The following is a 16,805-nucleotide window of genomic DNA, read 5'->3' as shown; positions in this document are numbered from 1 at the left end:
GTTGCGATTAACGTCGCACGACGGGTTCGGGAGGAGGTCGCTGGGAAAAGGACCAGCCCCACAGGCTGGCACCTCGCCCGGCGGCCCACCTCACGGTGACGGCCCCGGGGCCGACCAGCGGGGTGAACGCTCCCCCCGATGCCCGGGCGAACGGGTGAAGCGGCCACCGCGCCCCGTGCTGACGCCGTTCGCGGTGCGTTGCCGTACTGCCAGAAGTCCCGCGCGAACCACCCGACAGGAGAAGCCGACCATGACCATGCACACGCTGAAGCAACGAATGTGCGCCCTCGGGGCCGTCCTCGGGCTGGCCATCGGCCTGCCATTCGCCACCGGCGCCACGCCGGCGTACGCCGAGGCACGTCTGAGCGTCACGAAGAGTCATGTGGGGGATTTCGTCCGTGGCGGGCAAGGGGTTTATCACTTCACGATCCGCAACACGGGCGACACGGATCCGATCGGCACTGTGCATCTCACGGACCGGTTTCCGCAGGGACTCACCTTGGGGACGGTCAACAACCTCGTGTCCGTAAACGGCGCCGCCTTCGACTGCCCGGGATTCTTCGACGGGACACGGATCGTCTGCAACGGGACCTTCCCCGCCAATAGCTACCTCGAATTCGACTTCACCATGAATGTCGCTCCTGACGCTCCCTGTGGTGTCAGCACCAACACGGTCACCCTCAGCTCACCCGAGGACAGCATCCTGACCTCAGCGAGCGACGCCACCCGAATCACGGGCGACACCTGCCCCAACGGCAACGGCAACGGCGGCGGCAGCTCGATCCTGCCCGTCAACCTCAGCGGGGTCCTCACGTTCTTCAACAACGTCAGCACAAACAACAACCTGCTCAGCCCCAAGGCGACGAACGCCACCAACCAGAACCTCGGGGTCAACGCGTCCTGACGTGTTGCCGTAACCCCAGGAGTCCCTCCCGAACCACCCCCGACAGGAGAAGCCGACCATGACCATGCACACGCTGAGGCGACGGATGTCCGCCCTCGGAGCCGTCCTCGGGCTGGCCATCGGCCTGCCGCTCACCACCGGCGCCACCCCGGCGCACGCCGTGTCCCAACTGAACGTGAAGAAGTCCCACGAGGGGAGCTTCGTCCGTGGCGGGCAGGGGATCTACCACATCACGATCAGCAATACCGGCACGGAGAGCGGCAGTGTGCACATCACGGACACCCTTCCGCAGGGGCTCACCATGAACGACCTCGCGATCAACACTTTCCCGGTCAGCGGTGTCGACGGTGAGTGCGCCCCGTTTACGGAAGAGGGCTTCGTCTGCGACTTGGTCTTCGGCAGCTACACGGCTGCGACGTTCGACCTCGTCGTGGACATCTCCGCTGACGCTCCCTGTGGCGCTGTCACGAACACTGTCAACGCCAACGAGTCGGACAACACCCCGATCGCGGCGAGCGACACCACGACCATCACTGGCACCGGCTGCGGCAACGGCGGCGGCGGCGGCGGCGGCGACTCGATCCTCCCCGTCAACCTCAACGGTGTCGTCACGCTGTTCAACAACGTCAGCACGAACAACAACCTGCTCAGCCCCGGGGCGACGAACGCCACCAACCAGAACCTCGGGGTCAACGCGCCCTGACGTTCGGCCCCCGCGACCGAATCGGATCAGCCCCAGACGGCCGTCGGACGCCGAGACGTGCGAAGCGCGTAGCGATCCGACGCGCTTGAGGCCCCCCACGCCTCCCTGGCCTCCCCGCCCATGCGTCTCTGACCCGGCCCGTTCCTTTGGGGGTTTCCCGTCGGTCTTCGTTTTTCCGGTTCGGGACGCCCTTGACAGGGCGGCCCGAACCGGAAGGACGATGAGACTGACGGGAAACCCCCAAACCCTCCCTGATACCGGGCCACTTGGGCCCCCTCACCCCACCTCCTACCCCACCCCCAACACCGCCCCCACCCCCGGCCCCAACCCCTCCACCACCGCCTCCGGCGTCAGGGACGTCACCGCCGGCAGGCGCAGCAGGTAGCGGGTCAGGGCCAGGCCCAGCAGCTGGGCCGCGACCAGGCCTGCCGCGCGGGCGGCGCGGTCGGGGCCGACGGCCGCCGCCAGGGCCGGGGCGACCTGGGTCGCGAAGGCCTCGCGCATGCGCGCCGCCGCCCGTTCGTTCGTCACCGCCGAGCGGAGCAGCACCAGCAGCGCGTCATCGGCCGGGTCCCCCTCCCACCGCTCCACGAAGTGCCGTACGAGGGCCGCCGGCAGGTCCTCCGCCGGGACCGCGGCCAGGTCCGGCAGCCGCAGGTCGACCGCGAGGGCCGCGTCGAAGAGCTGCTCCTTGCTGCCGAAGTACCGCATGACCATCGACGGGTCGATCTCCGCCTCCGCCGCCACGGCGCGGATCGTCGTGCGCTCGTACCCCTGCGCGGCGAAGCGCTCCCGCGCCACCCGCAGGATCGTCGCCTTGGTCTGCTCGGAAGAGCGTCGCTCCATCATGCCAACGACCGTAGGCCAACAACCGTTGACATGCCAGCCACAGAGGCGCACCCTTATGCCAACAGCCGTTGGCCAACAAGCGTTGGCTCCCCGGAGGAGGCCCGCATGACCAGCACCGCCGCACTCCCGCTCCCCTCCCCGCTCCCCCTCCCCACCCACACCCACGTCGCCATAGTCGGTGCCGGCCCCACCGGCCTCACGCTCGCCGTGACCCTCGCCCAGGCCGGCGTCGACTTCGTCCTCCTCGACCGGCAGGCCGAGGGCGCCAACACCTCCCGCGCCGCCGTCGTCCACGCCCGCACCCTGGAGGTCTTCGACGAGCTCGACCCGTCGGGCGGCCTCACCGCCGAGCTCGTCGGCCGCGGCATCCCGGTCTCACGGTTCCAGATCCGCGACGGCGCCCGTCCCCTCGCCGCCGTCCCCTTCGACGGCCTGCGCACCGCCCACCCGTACGCGCTGATGGTCCCCCAGTACGAGACCGAGGCCGTCCTCCTCGACCGCCTGCGCAAGCTCGGCCACGACGTCCACCGCCCGTACGAGGTCACCGCCGTCACCCAGGACGCCGACGGGGTCACCCTCACCACCGCCACCGGCGAAACCCTGCGCGCCGCCCACGCCGTCGGCGCCGACGGCATGCACAGCGCCGTCCGCGAGGCGGCGGGCATCGGCTTCAGCGGCAGCGCGTACGCCGAGTCCTTCGTCCTCGCCGACGTCGTCATGGACTGGGCCCCGGGAGCGGCCGAGGTCTCCCTCGCCTTCGGCGCCGCCGGCCTCACCGTGGTCGCCCCGCTCCCCGGCGGGCACTACCGGATCGTGGCCACCGTCGACGAAGCCCCCGCCGAGCCGGACCTCGCCTTCGTCCAGGCCCTGCTGGACGCCCGCGTCCCGGGACAGGCCACCGTCACCGCGCTCGCCTGGTCCTCCCGCTTCCGGATCCACCACCGCGTCGCCGACCACTACCGCGCCGGGCGGCTGCTGCTCGCCGGGGACGCCGCGCACGTGCACAGCCCGGCCGGCGGCCAGGGCATGAACACCGGCATCCAGGACGGCTACGCCCTCGGCCGCGCCCTGGCCGCCGGTGACCCCGCCGCCCTCGACGGCTACGAGGCCCGCCGCCGGCCCGTCGCCCTGCACGTGGTGGCCCTGACCCACCGGATGACCCGGGTCGCCACCACCCGGAACGGGGCGGTGCGCACCGTGCGCAACACCCTGCTCCCCCTCCTCGCCCGCATCCCGGCCCTGCGCAACCGCCTCGCCCGGGAACTGGCCGAGCTCGACTACCGCTGAGCCCTACTCCACGTCTCACTCCACGAAGAGCCCCCGCGCCGCCGCCCGCGCGTCGAAGGCCTCCAGGCGGGCCTGCGCGTCCGGCAGGGCGTCCGCCATCGCCTCCAGCAGCACCCGGCCCAGCAGCATCGGCGCACAGGCCGTGTCGAAGGCCAGCCCGGTCCCGACGGGCGCCGGAATGAGCAGGTCCGAGTGGCGGGCCACGGGCGCGAAGGCCGAGTCGGCGACCGTGACCACGGTCAGGCCGGCCCGCCGGGCGCGTTCCAGGGTGTCCACGACCTCCCGGGGATACCGGGGCAGCGCGAAGCAGAGCAGCGCCGTGGCCCCCTCGTAGAGGGCCGCGTCGATGCGGTCCTCCATCATCGAGCCGCCCTCGTCGAGGAGCCGTACGTCCGGATGCACCTTGGCGGCGAAGTACGCGAACCCGCGCGCCTGCGAGGACGCCGCCCGCAGCCCCAGCACGGGCAGCGGGGTCGAGGCGGCGAGCAGCCGGCCCGCCTCCTGGACCGGCGAGGGGTCGGCGAGCATGGCGGCGAGCTGCCGCAGGTTCTCGATCTCGCCCTGGACGGCCTGCTGGTATTCGTTGTACGAGTCCTCGTGCGCGGCCTCGGCCCGCTCGGCGGGGGCCACCTCGCGCAGGTACCGGCGCAGCGCGGGATACCCGTCGAAGCCCAGGGCCACCGCGAACCGGGTCACCGACGGCTGGCTCACCCCGGCCAGCTCGGCGAGCTCCACGCTCGACAGGAACGGCACCTCCGCCGCTCCGCGCACCATGCAGTGCGCGATCCGCCGCTGGGTCGGGGTCAGCCGGTGCCCCTCGAACAGCTTCTGCAGCCGCGCGGCCGGGCTGTCGCTCATGCCGTCCCCTCCGTCCGGGTGAGATATTCACTCACGGAGCACTCTGCATGCGGTTATGCAGCTCGGCAAGCCGCGCCCGCGATGCGGATACGGGGGCTAGCCCCAGTGCCGGCGCCTGTGGCGGTTCCTACGGTGGGGGGATGGACGCCCACGCCCGAGAGCTGAAGAAGGAACTCGACGCCACGATGGACGCCCGGCGGGAGCTGGGTCCGGAGTACGAGGCCGCGCTGGTGGACTCGTTCGTCGAGAAGGTGGACACGCAGGTCCGGCGGCGGCTGGCGGAGGAGCGGCTCCTCCATGCGCGTGGGGGCGGTCGCCCCGAATCGGGGGACGGGAACTTCGGCGAACGCTTCGGGTTCGCCATCATCACGCTGGTGCTGGCGATTCCGCTGTCGGCGATTGCTGCCGCGCAGGCGCACCTGAGTGGGCTGGTGGTCGCCTGGGGCGGGATCCTGGGCGTGAACTTCATCCACGCCAGGGGGCTGCGCCGCCGGGGCGGGGACACCCCCGACTGATCCGCTCGCTGCCGGGTGCGGCGCCGTTGCGGGGGCTCTGCCCCCGAGCCCCCGAGCCTCAAACGCCGGCGGGGCTGGATTTGGGGTGCGGCGCCGCTGCTGGGGCTCCGCACCAGACCCCGCGCCTCAAACGCCGGCGAGGCTGGATGATGCCCGGCGGGGCTGGGTTTGGCCTCGGGCCGAAGGCCGCACGGCGAAGCCGGGGTTTGGCCTCCGGCCGAAGGCCGCACAGCGAGGCTGGAAGGCGCCCCACGGGGCTCGATTGGCCGGAACCCGGCCCAAAGGGAAGTCAGGCGGGGACCGCCGCACCCCGGTTGCCCGGGGGCGGGACGACGGCGGTCCCCGCGGAGGACACGGGCCGGGTCAGGGCCGTCCGCGTCCGTGGCGTCCGCGCGGTCCGGGAGCCGCTCCGGAGGTGCGTGGGCGCCGTTCGGTGGTGCCGGCCGGGTTCCGGTGTTCCGGGCTTCCCTGCCGACAACCACCACTGTGCCGGAGCCGTGTTAAGCCGGTGCTGCCGTCACGTGTCGGGCCCGTACCGTTTGCGCGACGCCCGTGCGCGGCTCCGTAACGGTTACGGCGACGGCTACTTGGCCGACTTCGCCAGGAACGCCAGCAGGTCCTGACGGCTCACCACACCCGTCGGCTTGCCCTCGACCAGGACGATCGCCGCGTCGGCCTCGCCGAGCACCGCCATCAGCTCGGAGACCGGCTCGCCGGAGCCGACCTGCGGGAGCGGCGGGCTCATGTGCTTCTCCAGCGGGTCGCTCAGCGAGGCCTGCTTCGCGAAGAGCGCCGACAGCAGCTCCTTCTCCACCACGGAGCCGATGACCTCGGCGGCCATCACGTCCGGGTGGCCGGCGCCCGGCTTCACGATCGGCATCTGGGAGACGCCGTACTCGCGCAGGACCTCGATGGCCTCGCCCACCGTCTCCTCGGGGTGCATGTGGACGAGGGACGGCATGCCGCCGTCCTTGTCGTTCATCACGTCACCGATGCGCGCGGAGGGGCCGGCCTCCTCGAGGAAGCCGTGTCCGGCCATCCACTCGTCGCTGAAGATCTTGCTGAGGTAGCCGCGGCCGCTGTCCGGGAGCAGGACGACGACCACGTCGTCCGGGCCCAGGCCCTCGGCCGCCTTCAGCGCGGCGACGACCGCCATGCCGCAGGAGCCGCCGACGAGGAGGCCCTCCTCCTTGGCGAGGCGGCGGGTCATCTGGAAGGAGTCCTTGTCGGACACCGCGATGATCTCGTCGGTCACGTTCGGGTCGTAGGCGGTCGGCCAGAAGTCCTCGCCGACGCCCTCGACGAGGTACGGGCGGCCCGTGCCGCCGGAGTAGACCGAGCCCTCGGGGTCGGCGCCGATGACCTTGACCTTCCCGCCGCTGACCTCCTTGAGGTAGTTGCCGGTACCGGAGATCGTGCCGCCGGTGCCGACGCCCGCGACGAAGTGGGTGATCTTCCCGTCCGTCTGCTCCCACAGCTCGGGGCCGGTGGTCTCGTAGTGCGAACGGGGGTTGTTCGGGTTGCTGTACTGGTCCGGCTTCCAGGCGCCGGGCGTCTCGCGGACGAGACGGTCGGACACGTTGTAGTACGAGTCCGGGTGCTCGGGGTCGACGGCGGTCGGGCAGACCACGACCTCCGCGCCGTACGCGCGCAGGACGTTGATCTTGTCCAGGGACACCTTGTCAGGGCAGACGAAGATGCACTTGTAGCCCTTCTGCTGGGCCACGATGGCGAGTCCTACACCCGTGTTGCCGCTGGTCGGCTCCACGATGGTGCCGCCGGGCTTGAGGGCTCCGCTCTGCTCGGCGGCCTCGATCATCCGTACGGCGATCCGGTCCTTCACGGAGCCGCCGGGATTGAAGTACTCGACCTTCGCAAGGACGGTGGCCTGCAGGCCTTCGGTCACACGGTTGAGCTTCACCAGCGGGGTGTTGCCGACGAGGCTGATCATCGAGTCGTGGAATTGCACCATGTTCTCCAAGGAGGGGACTCCACGGGTTCTCCGGGAGGCACGGCCAGAGTATGCGGAAAGGGATTGGCCGACCGGCCGTACGGGGCAGGTAGGTCAACAAGGACCGAGGACCGGGGACCGAGGAGGTGGCCTGCAGGGTGTCCAGGGCGAGAACGGCCCGCCGGATCGCGGCGGGCGCAGCGTACGGCGGGGGCGGGCTCGGACTGGTCGGGGCCGCAGCCGTGGGGCTGGTGCTGGCGGAGGTGCAGTTCGCGAAGCGGACGGTGGGGACCGGGCTGGGCGACCCGCCGCGGGCGGACGGGCTGTACGGGAGCGAGTTCGGCGGGCCGGAGCTGAGCCCGGGGCCGCTGCGGCTGGGCATGCTGGGCGACTCCACGGCCGCGGGGCTGGGCGTACGGCGGGCCCGGCAGACTCCGGCGGCGCTGCTGGCCTCCGGGCTGGCGGCGGTGGCGGAGCGGCCGGTGGAGCTGCGGAACGTGGCCGTGTCGGGGGCGATGTCGGACGACCTGGACCGGCAGGTGGGGTTGCTGCTGGACGGGGACGGCGCGCGTGTCCCGGACGTGTGCGTGATCATGATCGGCGCGAACGACGTGACCCGGCGGATGCCGCCGACCCAGTCGGTGCGGCTGCTGACCGCGGCCGTACGGAGGCTGCGGCTGGCGGGTTCCGAGGTGGTCGTGGGTACCTGCCCGGACCTGGGCACGATCGAGCCCGTGTACCAGCCGCTGCGGTGGCTGGCCCGGCGGGTCTCGCGGCAGCTGGCGGCCGCCCAGACCATAGGGGTGGTCGCGCTGGGGGCCCGTACGGTCTCGATGGGGGACCTGCTGGGCCCGGAGTTCGCCGCGAACCCGCGGGAGATGTTCGGGCCGGACTCGTACCACCCCTCGGCGGAGGGGTACGCGACGGCCGCGATGGCGGTCCTGCCCACCCTGTGCGCGGCGCTCGGGCTGTGGCCGGAGTCGGACCGGCTGGACGTGTCCCGGGACGAGGACATGCTGCCGGTGGCGAAGGCCGCGTCGGCCGCCGCCGGGCAGGCGGGCACCGAGGTCACCGCGGCGCGTGGGCCGTGGGTCCTGCTGAAGCACCGCCGCCGGCGCCGGGTCCAGGCCGAGGACGTCACGGCCCCGCCCGCCCCCGCCCCCGGCACGGCCGCCCCCACCGCCGACATCTCCGGCCCGGCCTGACCACCACCCCTCCGGGGCTGGATGGGTGCGGCTCGCTCGCAGGCGCGGCCCAAAGACTCGGGGCTCCGCCCCGAACCCCGCGCCTCAAACGCCGGAGGGGCTGGATTCGGCCGGCGTCAGCCCGCATGTGCGCGTAGCGCAACCAGACGCCAGGCGGGGCCGGATTGCCCGGAGGGCAATCTCAGCCCCTCAGGCGCTTGAGCCGCCGCCGGAGGCACATCCAGCCCCGCCGGCGATTGAGGCGCCGCCGGAGGCAAAGCAGCCCCGCCGGCGTTTGAGGCGCGGGGGTCCGGGGGCGGAGCCCCCGGCAGCGGCGCCGCAGAGGCACTCTGGGGGTACGGGCCCGCCCGGACGACCCGCCACCCCCGCGGGAGCGACCGGCATCACACCCCCCGCACGGTGACCCCGACCGTACGGGGCGGTAACTTCGCATGCGGTCCCGCAACGACGCACCCCCTTGGAGCCCCGATGCCCGAAGCCGTCATCGTTTCCACCGCCCGCTCGCCCATCGGGCGTGCCTTCAAGGGGTCCCTCAAGGACGTCCGCCCCGACGACCTGACCGCCACGATCATCCAGACCGCCCTCGCCAAGATCCCCGAGCTGGACCCGCGCGAGATCGACGACCTGATGCTCGGCTGCGGCCTCCCCGGCGGCGAGCAGGGCAACAACCTGGCCCGCATCGTGGCCGTGCAGATGGGCATGGACTTCCTGCCCGGCACCACCCTCACCCGCTACTGCTCCTCCTCCCTGCAGACCTCGCGGATGGCCCTGCACGCCATCAAGGCCGGCGAGGGCGACGTCTTCATCTCGGCCGGCGTCGAGATGGTGTCGCGCTTCGCCAAGGGCAACTCGGACTCCTGGCCCGACACCCACAACCCGCTCTTCGCCGACGCCGAGGCCCGTACGGCGGCCGTCGCCGAGTCGACCGGGTCCGACTGGCACGACCCGCGCGAGGACGGCCTCATCCCCGACGCCTACATCGCGATGGGGCAGACCGCCGAGAACCTGGCCCGCCTCAAGGGCGTGACCCGCCGGGACATGGACGAGTTCGGCGTCCGCTCGCAGAACCTCGCCGAGGCCGCCATCAAGAACGGCTTCTGGGAGCGCGAGATCACCCCCGTCACCACCCCGGACGGGACCGTCGTCTCGACGGACGACGGCCCGCGCGCCGGCGTGACCCTGGAGGGCGTGGAGGGCCTCAAGCCGGTCTTCCGCCCCGACGGCCTGATCACCGCCGGCAACTGCTGCCCGCTCAACGACGGCGCCGCCGCGCTGGTCATCATGAGCGACACCAAGGCCCGGGAGCTGGGTCTGACCCCGCTAGCGCGGATCGTCTCCACCGGCGTGACCGGCCTCTCCCCCGAGATCATGGGCCTGGGCCCGGTCGAGGCCTCCAAGCAGGCGCTGAAGCGGGCCGGCCTGACCGTCGGCGACATAGACCTGTTCGAGATCAACGAGGCCTTCGCGGCCCAGGTCATCCCGTCGTACCGGGACCTGGAGATCCCCCTCGACAAGCTGAACGTCAACGGCGGGGCCATCGCCGTCGGTCACCCGTTCGGGATGACCGGTGCGCGCATCACCGGCACCCTGATCAACAGCCTGCAGTTCCACGACAAGCAGTTCGGTCTGGAGACCATGTGCGTGGGCGGCGGCCAGGGCATGGCCATGGTCATCGAGCGGCTGAGCTAGTTCGGGCCCCAGGCGCGGCAAGGGATCCGGGCGGATCCCCTGCCGCGTACTGACGCCGAATCTAATCCCGTCGCGGCCGACCTGTGACCGAATCTCCCCCAGGATGTGACCTATCTCCTGGGGGACCGGCATATATGCAGGTCAGAAGCCATCCGGACAGATCCGCTGTGACCAAAGCCCTGTCCAATTCGTGACGTAATGCACTGCACGCCATTCCCAGGTCGGGACACTCTGATGTAGGAAGTCGGGGGATCGAATCACCTCAGGAGTTAGTCAGTGAGCGCCATGTCTCTTGCCCTGCTGCTGACCACAGCCGCTGCCACGGCCGTGGGCGCTGCTGCGCTGCACGCCGTCCACGGCCTGCGCAAGCAGGTCACGGCCCTGCGCAGCGAGCTGGCGGTTCCGGTCCAGCCTCGCGGTGCGACCGTCCCGCACGCCCGGAGCGCCGTGGAGTCCCCCGCCGCGGAGATACGAGCCGCCGTGGCCGAAGCCCTCGCCGAGGAGCGCGAGCGCGAGCTGGCCGAGGCGCGTGCCTTCTGGGCCGCGCAGGAGGCCCGTGACGCCGCCGACGCCCCTTCGCTGCTGGGCGGCCTGCCCGGCCTCGGTGAGGACAGCCCCGTCTTCCTGCCCCGGCAGGCGGACATGGTGGGGCTGGAGCCGGCCCTCGGCGACGAGGCCGTCGACGAGTACCCGGAGGATTCGGCCGAGCTGGCCGCCGCCCGCCGGCGCCACCCCTCGCACCCCGACTTCGTGCCGGTCCAGGCCTCGGCCCCGGGCGCCGACCACGAGCGCACCGTCAGCCGCCTGGAGGAGCTCGCGGAGGCCCGTACGGCCCTCGCGGACGTCCGCCCCGGCCCGCTGGGCACGCTCGACGTGTACGTCTTCACCGACGGCACCACGCTGTGCATGACCCCCGGCCACCGGGAGACCGCGGAACGCCTCGCCGAGGCCCTGCGCTCGGGCACCGCGCCGGTCCTGCTGGGCGGCTCGGGCATCTCCGGCGCCTACGCGCTGACCTTCTCCTGCGGTGACACCGAGGACCCCGACAGCAACGTCTACATCCTCGCGGACCGCGTCATCGCATCGCTCTGACTTCCGCCTGCTCCACCAGCCGCACGGCCTCGTCCAGCATCTCGGACGGGGCCGTCGCCGTTTCTCCGGCGCGTGCGCCGCGCAGCGCCTCGGCGAGGTCCAGGCCGGCCACCGCCACCTGGTCCCCGACGGCGAAGATCCCCGCGTCCGGCATCTCCCGTACGGCGAGGCCCTCCAGGCCCTGGGCCCTGGTGGAGAGCGCGCGGGCGAGCTCCAGCGCCGCTTCCGCGGCCCCCTGCTGGAGGCGGCTCTGCGGCGCGGCCCGTAGCCGGTCGGCGAAACGTTCCACAACGGCGGTCAGGGGCGAAGTATCAAGCACCCGGCCGACCTTACGCGCCGCCCGGGCACCATTGCCAACGGGCGAACTCTCCGGCACGCTCGCGTGAAGAGAACAGCACGGCGATACCTCCGGAGGCGCCCATGTCCGTAGAGTTCTCCGAGCAGACGCACCGCAACATGATCGACAGAATCCCCGAAACCACCGGTCGTGAGGTCTCCGACTGGCTCCGCACCGTCGACGACGGCCCCTCCCTCGTCCGGTTCGAGGAGAAGGTCAGCTGGCTGCGCGGCGCGCACGAGCTGTCGTACGGCCAGGCCAAGGCGATCATCCACGAGTACGACCTGCGCAGAGCCGCCCGCCGGTTCGGCTGAGCCCTCCCCCCGACGACTTCATCCCCCTATGACATCCCCCTGGACGCGGGAAGGCCCCGCGAGCGGTGAGCTCGCGGGGCCTTCCCCATGCTGTGGACAGCCGCCGCGGGGCGGCTGCCGGTGCTGCTAGTCGTCGCCCGAGAGGATCTGGAAGATGCGCAGCATCTCCAGGTAGATCCACACCAGGGTCAGGGTGAGGCCGAAGGCCGCCAGCCAGGACTCCTCGCGGGGGGCGCCGTAGGCGATGCCGTCCTCGACCTGCTTGAAGTCCATGGCGAGGAAGCAGGCACCGAGGATGACGCCGATGGCGCCGAACAGCAGGCCGAGGCCGCCGCTGCGGAAGCCGAGGCCGTCACCGCCGCCGAAGAGGGCGAACAGCGAGTTCGCGACCATGAGCAGGATGAAGCCCATGGCGGCGGCCATGACGAAGCCGGTGAAGCGCCGGTTGACGCGGATCCAGCCCATCTTGTAGGCGAGGAGCACGGCGGCGAAGACGCACATCGTGCCCATCACGGCCTGGATGACCACGCCGGGGCCCAGGTAGGTGCTGGTCGCGGCGCTGATGACGCCCAGGAAGACACCTTCGAGCGCCGCGTACCCGATGATCAGGGCCGGGACCGGCTTGCGCTTGAAGGACTGGATCATCGCCAGGACGAACGCGACCAGGGCCGCGCCGATGCCGATGCCATACGACTTGTTCAGGTTGGCCGGGTCGACCGGCAGCAGGACCCAGGACAGGGTCGCCGTGACGATGAGCGTGCCGAGCGTCATGGCCGTACGGCTCACGACGTCGTCCATGGTCATCGCGTTGGTGCGCGCCGGTGCCTGCGGCATGCCCGTGGCCGGGTCGACGGCGTACGGGTTCGTCGCGTACGGGTTGGTCCCGGCCTGCTGGTACTGCTGCGCCTCAAAGCCGGCGTAGCCACCGTTGTCGCGGCTGAACCCCCGTCGCGAGAAGACCGGGTTACTGCTCCTCATCTCACTCCTCCGTGGCCACCGTGCGCGGCCTTGCAACAAGAGTAATGCGCTCGCAAAGAAAGCACCCTACTGCTGGAGGAGGATCTTAGGAAGGCGCAGCGAAGCGCAGGTGATGAGGACGGGAGCCTCGCCGGGACCTACGGAGTGCCCGGAGCCGGACTTGAACCGGCACGGCCCGAAGGCCAGCGAGGTTTAAGCTCGCCGTGTCTACATTCCACCATCCGGGCAGGGCGTGGCGGACCCCCGTAGAAAAAGCAAGAACGCTGTGCCGAGCCTATCCGGAATACCCTCGCCGCCACCGGGCCGATTTCCCGATGTTGTCTGATTTTATTGGCGCTTGAGGGGCAGTCAGGCGGAGAACACACGGTCGGCCCGCTGTCGGGGACGATCACGTCCGATACGGGAATGACGGGATTTCGATGGCCCGCGCCACCCGCCGCGCCACCCTTCGCCACCCCGCGCCTCCACCCCGCACCCGGCCCCGCGCCTCCGCCCCCGGTCAGGGTTCCCGTCATACCAGAGGAGGACACGCGTGCGCCCGTGGTCAGCCTCCGGTGGGCCGGAGAACGGGCACGTCGGCTGATTCGGAGCGGGGGTGGGCGCCGCGAGGATGGAGAGGTCTTGCCGTTCATCAGACCGCCGTCCCCAGCCGTGACAGGAGTCGCTCCCGTGACCACCATGAACTACGCCCCGCACACCACCCAGGCCGTGGCCGCCCGCGCCACGGGCCTCTCCAAGGTGTACGGCCAGGGCGAGACCCAGGTGGTCGCCCTCGACAACGTCTCCGTGGACTTCGCCCAGGGCCAGTTCACCGCGATCATGGGCCCCTCCGGCTCCGGCAAGTCCACCCTGATGCACTGCGTCGCCGGCCTGGACACCTTCTCCGCCGGCTCGGTCCGCATCGGCGAGACAGAGCTGGGCTCCCTGAAGGACAAGCAGCTCACCCAGCTGCGCCGGGACAAGATCGGCTTCATCTTCCAGGCCTTCAACCTGCTGCCGACCCTGACGGCCCTGGAGAACATCACGCTCCCCATGGACATCGCCGGCCGCAAGCCCGACAAGCAGTGGCTGGACACGGTCGTGGACATGGTCGGCCTCTCCGGCCGCCTCTCCCACCGCCCCACCCAGCTCTCCGGCGGCCAGCAGCAGCGCGTGGCCGTCGCCCGGGCCCTGGCCTCCCGTCCCGAGATCATCTTCGGTGACGAGCCCACCGGAAACCTCGACTCCCGCTCCGGCGCCGAGGTCCTCGGCTTCCTGCGCAACTCGGTGCGCGAGCTCGGCCAGACCGTCGTGATGGTCACCCACGACCCGGTCGCCGCCTCCTACGCGGACCGCGTCATCTTCCTCGCCGACGGCCGCATCGTCGACGAGATGATCGCGCCCACCGCGGACGGCGTGCTGGACCGCATGAAGGCGTTCGACGCCAAGGGCCGCACCAGCTGATCCGGGGTCTCTCCCCCGCACCCCTTCCGCAGACCTCCCAGCCAGCCCCAGGACAGAGACCCCATGTTCCGTACCGCCCTGCGCAACGTCCTCGCGCACAAGGCCCGACTGCTGATGACGGTGCTCGCCGTCGTCCTCGGCGTCGCCTTCGTCTCCGGCACCCTCGTCTTCACCGACACCCTCAGCAAGGCCCTCTCCGGCCAGTCCGCCAAGAGCTACGAGGGCGTCGCCGTCTCCGTGACCTCGTACGGCCAGTCCCGCAACGAGGACGGCCAGAAGGAGGGCGAGGTCGGCATCAGCCAGCAGACCCTCGACAAGGTCAAGGCGGTCAAGGGCGTCGACTCCGTCTCCGGCCGGGTCTCCGGCTTCGCCGGTGTCGGCGACGAGAACGGCAAGCTGATCGGCTCCGGCTGGGCCAACAAGGGCGCCAACTACGCCCCCGTCAAGGACGGCAAGGACCCGCGCTACGCCTTCACCGAGGGCACCGGCCCGGCCAAGGCCGACCAGATCGCCCTCGACAAGGAGACCGCGGTCACCGGCAAGTACAAGGTCGGCGACAAGGTCCGCGTCGCCACCAACGGCCCGGTGAAGGAGTACACCCTCACGGGTGTGTTCACCACCGAGGACGGCGACGTCAACGCGGGCGGCAGCCTGGTCCTCTTCGACACCGCCGTCGCCCAGGAGCTGTACCTGAAGCCCGGCTTCTACCAGGAGCTGTCGGTCGGCGCCCGGGCCGGAACCTCCGCCGACCAGCTGCTCGGCGAGATCAAGCCGCTGCTGGACTCCAAGAACACCAAGGCCCAGACCGGCGCCGCCCTCGCGGACGAGCAGGCCAAGCAGGTCGCCAAGGGCATGAGCAACATGAACCAGATGCTGCTCGCCTTCGCCGGCATCGCCCTCTTCGTCGGCGTCTTCCTGATCTACAACACCTTCACCATGCTGGTCACCCAGCGCACGAAGGAGCTGGCCCTGCTGCGCGCCGTCGGCGCCAACCGCGGCCAGGTCATGCGCTCGGTGCTCGCCGAGGCCCTGGTCGTCGGCCTCCTCTCCGCCGTGATCGGCCTGGTCAGCGGCATCGGCCTGGCGGTCGGCATGCGCTCCGCGATCGAGGCCCTCGGCGCGAAGCTGCCGGCCGGCGACCTCGTGATCGCCCCGGGCACCGTCGTCGCGGCCCTGGTCATCGGCGTCCTCGTCACCACCCTCGCCGCGCTGCTGCCCGCCTGGCGCACCGGCCGGATCGCACCCGTAGCCGCCATGGGCAGCGCCCACCTGCCGGCCACCGCGAAGTCCCTCCTGCTGCGCAACGTCCTCGGCTCCGTGATCAGCCTCGCCGGCATCGGCGTGGTCATGCTGGGCGTGTCCATGGGCGGCGACGGCCGCATGGTCATCGGCGCCGGCGCGTTCTTCATGCTCATCGGCCTGATCGTGATGCTGCCGCTGCTGTCCAAGCCGGTGATCGCGGCCGTCCGCCCGCTCCTGCAGAAGGTGTTCGGCGTCCCCGGCAAGCTGGCCGCGCAGAACGCCGTGCGCAACCCGCGCCGCACCGCGGTCACCGCCGCCTCCCTGGCCATCGGCCTGACGCTGGTCACCACCCTGTCGGTGCTCGGCATCACGATGGGCAAGGCCGTCGACCGGATGAGCACGGACAAGCTCAAGGCCGACTACAAGGTCTCCATGGCCGCCCAGGGCATGAGCCTGGACAAGTCGGTCGCCGAGACCCTGGCCAAGGCCCCCGGCATCAAGGCGGTCTCCCCGCAGGCGGACGGCTACCTGAAGATCGGCGACAGCTTCCGCTCCGCCTCCGGCGTCAACCCGGCCGCCATCGGCGAGCTGCTGAACATCGAGACGGTCAGCGGCTCCCTGGGCAGCCTCGCCCAGGGCGAGGTCCTGGTCGCCGAGTCCACCGCGAAGAAGCAGAACCTCTCCGTCGGCTCGGCCCTGCAGGTCCAGTACGACGACGGCCAGAAGGCCACCCTCAAGGTCGGCGGCGTCTACAAGGACCTCGAAGGCCTGCTGTCCCCGTACGTCCTCGACAACAAGATCCTCGCCGAGCACAGCGAGGACCAGTACATCCGCGAGGTCTACGTCAACACCACCGGCGGTGCCTCCAAGGCCGCCCAGCAGAAGGTCGTCGACGCCCTCGGCAAGAACCCGGCGATGACCGTCGCCACCCAGCAGGACATGCGCAACGAGATGGGCGGCATCATCAACACGATGCTGAACATCATGTACGGCCTGCTCGGCATGGCCCTGATCATCTCGGTGCTCGGCGTGGTCAACACCCTGGCGATGTCCGTCTTCGAACGGACCCAGGAGATCGGCATGCTGCGGGCGATCGGCCTCGACCGGAGCCGGGTCAAGAACATGATCCGCCTGGAGGCCGTGGTGATCTCGCTGTTCGGCGCGGTCCTCGGTGTCGCCATCGGCGTCTTCCTCGCCTGGGCGGTCGGCACCACCCTCGCCAAGTCGGTCCCGAACTACGCCCTGGTCCTCCCCTGGGACCGGATCGGCATCTTCCTCCTGCTGGCCGCCGTGGTCGGCGTGCTGGCCGCCATGTGGCCGGCCCGCAGCGCCGCCCGCCTGAACATGCTGACGGCCATCAAGACCGAGTAGCGGCGCAGCGGTTCACAGGGATGCGGAAGGGCCCCGGGGCACGTGCCCCGGGGCCCTTCCCCTTGTC

The 16,805-nt window shown here is 71.1% G+C and carries 15 protein-coding genes and 1 tRNA gene; 10 read left to right on the top strand and 6 right to left on the bottom strand.

The window, feature by feature from the left end:
- Positions 1 to 250: 250 nt before the first annotated feature.
- Entirely contained in the window at positions 251 to 904 is a 654-nt protein-coding gene (locus tag ACGFYU_RS35665; RefSeq protein ID WP_393831461.1) for a hypothetical protein, read from the top strand.
- 58 nt (positions 905 to 962) lie between these two features.
- Positions 963 to 1,607 carry a hypothetical protein gene (locus ACGFYU_RS35660; protein WP_393831460.1) on the top strand — a complete coding sequence of 215 codons (645 nt, stop codon included), beginning with the start codon at positions 963 to 965 and terminating at the stop codon, positions 1,605 to 1,607.
- Positions 1,608 to 1,895: 288 nt separating this feature from the next.
- Here ACGFYU_RS35660 and ACGFYU_RS35655 read toward each other — a convergent pair whose 3' ends face one another.
- The gene (locus ACGFYU_RS35655) at positions 1,896 to 2,456 is read right to left on the bottom strand and encodes a TetR family transcriptional regulator (protein ID WP_393831459.1); all 561 of its coding nucleotides are present in this window, start codon (positions 2,454 to 2,456) and stop codon (positions 1,896 to 1,898) included.
- Between the two features lie 105 nt (positions 2,457 to 2,561).
- Between ACGFYU_RS35655 and ACGFYU_RS35650 the strand changes: the two genes are divergently transcribed.
- On the top strand, positions 2,562 to 3,743 hold the full coding sequence (locus ACGFYU_RS35650) for an FAD-dependent oxidoreductase (protein WP_393831458.1): 1,182 nt from the start codon (positions 2,562 to 2,564) through the stop codon (positions 3,741 to 3,743).
- A 15-nt stretch (positions 3,744 to 3,758) separates the two neighbouring features.
- Here ACGFYU_RS35650 and ACGFYU_RS35645 read toward each other — a convergent pair whose 3' ends face one another.
- Positions 3,759 to 4,601 (bottom strand): MurR/RpiR family transcriptional regulator, encoded by an 843-nt coding sequence (locus ACGFYU_RS35645; RefSeq protein WP_393831457.1) that lies wholly within the window; start codon positions 4,599 to 4,601, stop codon positions 3,759 to 3,761.
- Between the two features lie 140 nt (positions 4,602 to 4,741).
- Here ACGFYU_RS35645 and ACGFYU_RS35640 point away from each other — a divergent pair, with 140 nt between their 5' ends.
- Positions 4,742 to 5,116 carry a hypothetical protein gene (locus ACGFYU_RS35640; RefSeq protein WP_393831456.1) on the top strand — a complete coding sequence of 125 codons (375 nt, stop codon included), beginning with the start codon at positions 4,742 to 4,744 and terminating at the stop codon, positions 5,114 to 5,116.
- A gap of 583 nt (positions 5,117 to 5,699) precedes the next feature.
- Here the strand turns inward: ACGFYU_RS35640 and ACGFYU_RS35635 are convergent.
- A complete protein-coding gene (locus ACGFYU_RS35635; protein WP_393831465.1) occupies positions 5,700 to 7,085 on the bottom strand; it encodes a cystathionine beta-synthase in 1,386 nt (461 codons plus the stop codon).
- Between the two features lie 140 nt (positions 7,086 to 7,225).
- On the opposite strand from ACGFYU_RS35635, the gene ACGFYU_RS35630 reads away from it, so the two are divergent.
- The 3 genes from ACGFYU_RS35630 (at position 7,226) to ACGFYU_RS35620 (ending at position 11,053) form a co-directional block, all read left to right on the top strand.
- Complete coding sequence (locus ACGFYU_RS35630; RefSeq protein ID WP_393831455.1) at positions 7,226 to 8,272, top strand: SGNH/GDSL hydrolase family protein; 1,047 nt, start codon at positions 7,226 to 7,228, stop codon at positions 8,270 to 8,272.
- Between the two features lie 468 nt (positions 8,273 to 8,740).
- A complete protein-coding gene (locus ACGFYU_RS35625; RefSeq protein ID WP_393831454.1) occupies positions 8,741 to 9,961 on the top strand; it encodes an acetyl-CoA C-acetyltransferase in 1,221 nt (406 codons plus the stop codon).
- A gap of 285 nt (positions 9,962 to 10,246) precedes the next feature.
- Positions 10,247 to 11,053: a hypothetical protein gene (locus ACGFYU_RS35620; RefSeq protein ID WP_393831464.1), complete on the top strand. Its 807-nt coding sequence runs from the start codon at positions 10,247 to 10,249 to the stop codon at positions 11,051 to 11,053.
- Here the strand turns inward: ACGFYU_RS35620 and ACGFYU_RS35615 are convergent.
- The gene (locus tag ACGFYU_RS35615; RefSeq protein WP_393831453.1) at positions 11,037 to 11,372 is read right to left on the bottom strand and encodes a hypothetical protein; all 336 of its coding nucleotides are present in this window, start codon (positions 11,370 to 11,372) and stop codon (positions 11,037 to 11,039) included. The two genes, ACGFYU_RS35620 and ACGFYU_RS35615, sit on opposite strands and share 17 nt — an antisense overlap.
- A 101-nt stretch (positions 11,373 to 11,473) precedes the next feature.
- On the opposite strand from ACGFYU_RS35615, the gene ACGFYU_RS35610 reads away from it, so the two are divergent.
- Positions 11,474 to 11,704, top strand: a complete 231-nt coding sequence (locus ACGFYU_RS35610) for a DUF4287 domain-containing protein (RefSeq protein WP_390801886.1) — start codon at positions 11,474 to 11,476, stop codon at positions 11,702 to 11,704.
- Positions 11,705 to 11,830: 126 nt separating this feature from the next.
- Here ACGFYU_RS35610 and ACGFYU_RS35605 read toward each other — a convergent pair whose 3' ends face one another.
- Together ACGFYU_RS35605 and ACGFYU_RS35600 are read right to left on the bottom strand one after the other, a co-directional pair.
- Complete coding sequence (locus ACGFYU_RS35605; RefSeq protein ID WP_393831452.1) at positions 11,831 to 12,682, bottom strand: Bax inhibitor-1/YccA family protein; 852 nt, start codon at positions 12,680 to 12,682, stop codon at positions 11,831 to 11,833.
- A gap of 145 nt (positions 12,683 to 12,827) precedes the next feature.
- Positions 12,828 to 12,909: transfer RNA gene (locus ACGFYU_RS35600), tRNA-Leu, on the bottom strand.
- Positions 12,910 to 13,360: 451 nt separating this feature from the next.
- On the opposite strand from ACGFYU_RS35600, the gene ACGFYU_RS35595 reads away from it, so the two are divergent.
- On the top strand, positions 13,361 to 14,125 hold the full coding sequence (locus ACGFYU_RS35595; RefSeq protein WP_393831463.1) for an ABC transporter ATP-binding protein: 765 nt from the start codon (positions 13,361 to 13,363) through the stop codon (positions 14,123 to 14,125).
- Between the two features lie 63 nt (positions 14,126 to 14,188).
- Positions 14,189 to 16,738: an ABC transporter permease gene (locus ACGFYU_RS35590; protein WP_393831451.1), complete on the top strand. Its 2,550-nt coding sequence runs from the start codon at positions 14,189 to 14,191 to the stop codon at positions 16,736 to 16,738.
- Positions 16,739 to 16,805 lie beyond the last annotated feature (67 nt).

This window comes from Streptomyces sp. NPDC048337 (genome assembly GCF_043201175.1).
Classification (GTDB): domain Bacteria; phylum Actinomycetota; class Actinomycetes; order Streptomycetales; family Streptomycetaceae; genus Streptomyces.
Note: the sequence above shows the minus strand (reverse complement) of the source record. Positions and strands in the feature narration are given on the sequence as shown.

Excerpts from the sequence above, each read along its gene's own strand:
- ACGFYU_RS35665 (WP_393831461.1), top strand. The coding sequence starts at position 251 with ATGACCATGCACACGCTGAAGCAACGAATGTGCGCCCTCGGGGCCGTC.
- ACGFYU_RS35660 (WP_393831460.1), top strand. The coding sequence starts at position 963 with ATGACCATGCACACGCTGAGGCGACGGATGTCCGCCCTCGGAGCCGTC.
- ACGFYU_RS35655 (WP_393831459.1), bottom strand. The coding sequence starts at position 2,456 with ATGATGGAGCGACGCTCTTCCGAGCAGACCAAGGCGACGATCCTGCGG.
- ACGFYU_RS35650 (WP_393831458.1), top strand. The coding sequence starts at position 2,562 with ATGACCAGCACCGCCGCACTCCCGCTCCCCTCCCCGCTCCCCCTCCCC.
- ACGFYU_RS35645 (WP_393831457.1), bottom strand. The coding sequence starts at position 4,601 with ATGAGCGACAGCCCGGCCGCGCGGCTGCAGAAGCTGTTCGAGGGGCAC.
- ACGFYU_RS35640 (WP_393831456.1), top strand. The coding sequence starts at position 4,742 with ATGGACGCCCACGCCCGAGAGCTGAAGAAGGAACTCGACGCCACGATG.
- ACGFYU_RS35625 (WP_393831454.1), top strand. The coding sequence starts at position 8,741 with ATGCCCGAAGCCGTCATCGTTTCCACCGCCCGCTCGCCCATCGGGCGT.
- ACGFYU_RS35620 (WP_393831464.1), top strand. The coding sequence starts at position 10,247 with ATGTCTCTTGCCCTGCTGCTGACCACAGCCGCTGCCACGGCCGTGGGC.
- ACGFYU_RS35610 (WP_390801886.1), top strand. The coding sequence starts at position 11,474 with ATGTCCGTAGAGTTCTCCGAGCAGACGCACCGCAACATGATCGACAGA.
- ACGFYU_RS35605 (WP_393831452.1), bottom strand. The coding sequence starts at position 12,682 with ATGAGGAGCAGTAACCCGGTCTTCTCGCGACGGGGGTTCAGCCGCGAC.
- ACGFYU_RS35595 (WP_393831463.1), top strand. The coding sequence starts at position 13,361 with ATGAACTACGCCCCGCACACCACCCAGGCCGTGGCCGCCCGCGCCACG.
- ACGFYU_RS35590 (WP_393831451.1), top strand. The coding sequence starts at position 14,189 with ATGTTCCGTACCGCCCTGCGCAACGTCCTCGCGCACAAGGCCCGACTG.